Source organism: Enterococcus sp. 4E1_DIV0656 (genome assembly GCF_002140695.1).
Classification (GTDB): Bacteria; Bacillota; Bacilli; order Lactobacillales; family Enterococcaceae; genus Enterococcus_D; species Enterococcus_D entomosocium.
This window is the reverse complement of the sequence record NZ_NGLF01000001.1, coordinates 2,774,698-2,776,870: the sequence shown is the minus strand read 5'-3', so window position 1 is coordinate 2,776,870 and position 2,173 is coordinate 2,774,698. Positions and strand designations below refer to the sequence as shown.

General features: G+C 31.0%; 3 protein-coding genes. 1 reads left to right on the top strand and 2 read right to left on the bottom strand.

Annotated features, from left to right (window positions below; genetic code table 11):
- Positions 1 to 302: 302 nt before the first annotated feature.
- Positions 303 to 452: a hypothetical protein gene (locus A5882_RS19855; RefSeq protein WP_176462030.1), complete on the bottom strand. Its 150-nt coding sequence runs from the start codon at positions 450 to 452 to the stop codon at positions 303 to 305.
- Positions 453 to 1,042: 590 nt separating this feature from the next.
- Positions 1,043 to 1,480 carry a GNAT family N-acetyltransferase gene (locus A5882_RS13210; protein WP_086372936.1) on the bottom strand — a complete coding sequence of 146 codons (438 nt, stop codon included), beginning with the start codon at positions 1,478 to 1,480 and terminating at the stop codon, positions 1,043 to 1,045.
- A gap of 170 nt (positions 1,481 to 1,650) precedes the next feature.
- Between A5882_RS13210 and A5882_RS13205 the strand changes: the two genes are divergently transcribed.
- A partial coding sequence (locus tag A5882_RS13205) for a DUF308 domain-containing protein (protein WP_086372935.1) occupies positions 1,651 to 2,173 on the top strand: 523 nt, incomplete at its 3' end.

The window sequence follows — 2,173 nt, the reverse complement described above, 5'->3', positions numbered from 1 at the left end:
GTATTAGACTCACTTCCCCAAGCATTACTGTCTAATACTCTTCGTAGAGTATTGCACGCATCTCCTAAACTATAGTATAAACTTTGTAAACGCAAGTAAAACGACTATGACTTATATACAAGCTCGCAATAGAGTGCTATTTATTTTCAGATGCTTATTACAATTATCACCCAAAGTAACTGATCATTGATCTATAAGAAAGTATTTGAGGATAATCTAAAAAAATAAAATAACTGTTCGAAAAAAATTAAAAAGCCCTATCTAGCAATTAATGACAAGGCTTCTCTATTTTCTCAATTCTGTTATTTCTTCTCTTTCCTTAGCCTGCTAAGCTCATTACTTTTTTTGACTGTTTTTGCAGCTACCACGCTAGATAGTAATCCATCTCCTAGTACTTTATCTGTCGCTTTTTTAGCTGCTTTGTATTTCACAGCTGATTTTAAAATACTCATTTAATTCCACCTCCATACATATCAAATAATATTATAAAAATAAGATTTTTTATTGAATTTAGAAATAATTTTTATTTATTTTATAAGTATTCCCCTAAAATCATTGGAGAGAAAAGTCAACCTTATTTTATCTATCCTTTATTTATTATTGACTAGACAATACATATATAAATACGAATGCAGTCCGCTCTATGCATCATAATGATTTCTACATCATATTTTATTGATTGCTTTTGAGTACCTACCAATCTTCACTTGGACTCTACCAGCAATTGCTCATTTATAATCATTTATTGAAAAATATTAAAGAGCTCATTAGCACTAAGTAAATTAAATAAAGTTAGATCCAGCGAATTTTTAATGGTGACTTTAGATAACAAAATCAGATGGTTTTCCATCTTAAGAACAAAAAACTCCCTATCCAATTAAGGTCAGGAAGTTTTCATAAAGAAGTAAAAATGAAACATTTTTTTACTGATACGGGTACTATTATGTTACTTTCATCTAAAGCTTTTTGCAAACAAAAAGCTTACTAAGATTAGAGAAATATACCTCATAAACGCCAATGCGTATCTCATTTAATTATCATACTAGAAATTCTTTTCCAATACTCTCATAATTCTTCCAAACTTATCCTCTGCTTCGTCGATTTGAGAATAGCCCCATTTTTCATAAAGACCTACATGTTGTGTAACAATATAGATACTTTGAAATCCCACTTTGAGCAGTTGGTTTTCTGCGATCTTAACTAACTCTTTACTTATACCATTGCCCCTGAAATTCGGATCAACATATACTATTGCGATATACGGACTATATACTAAATCAACTATATCCTTATTAACAAATGAACAAAAACCGACAATCCGATCTGTGTCTTCAGCTACAACGATTCCTTCCCAGTCATCGAATTCGTCCCTTATCATTTTGCTTGCTAAATACTTTGCGGCTTTCCAGTCAGCATTATATATTTCCGTGGCTGCCGCTAACCAACGAGAATCAGTTTTCCTTAAAACATGGTAATCCATGATGAACCTCCTGCAAATTTTATTAATTTACATTTTATCTGACCCAAGGCTAACATATTTTTTAAATTAATACATAAAATATGCTAATTTTATTTTTACTAAATCACCTAAATACTCGCTTTTTATCTTAAGAAAATGTAAAATTGAGAAAACAAAAAGAGGTGTCTATTATGTTAGTAATATTAAAAAGAAATTTTAAGAGTCACGCAATTCTTCGAGCTATTATTTATGTAATTTTTGGAATAATTATTGCAATTAATCCAGCTGGTTTCTTCAATTTTATTGGGTATGTACTTGCTGGGTACTTAACGTTGATCGGACTAATTAATATTCTCGAAGATTTTAAATCGAGAAAAGAATCTGGACACTGGGGATTAGGACTATTTAGTGGGATATTTTTACTTGTATTAGCCCTTGTCGTACTTCTGTTTGCGAATACCATCGCATCTGTTCTCCCAATCTTATTAGGTTTATCCATTATTTCTAATGGGGCCTTTCAATTAGTACTAGGTCTTAATACCAAATCTGTAGCTTGGATTATCTATAGTGTAATTCTTGTTATTGGTGGTGCATTACTTCTATTTAATCCATTCGCAAGTTTATTGATTCTTCTACAAGTATTTGGCTTTACCTTAATTGCCATGGGAATACTAGAAGTCATTGGATTCTTTATGTTTAGATCTCAGTTAAAAC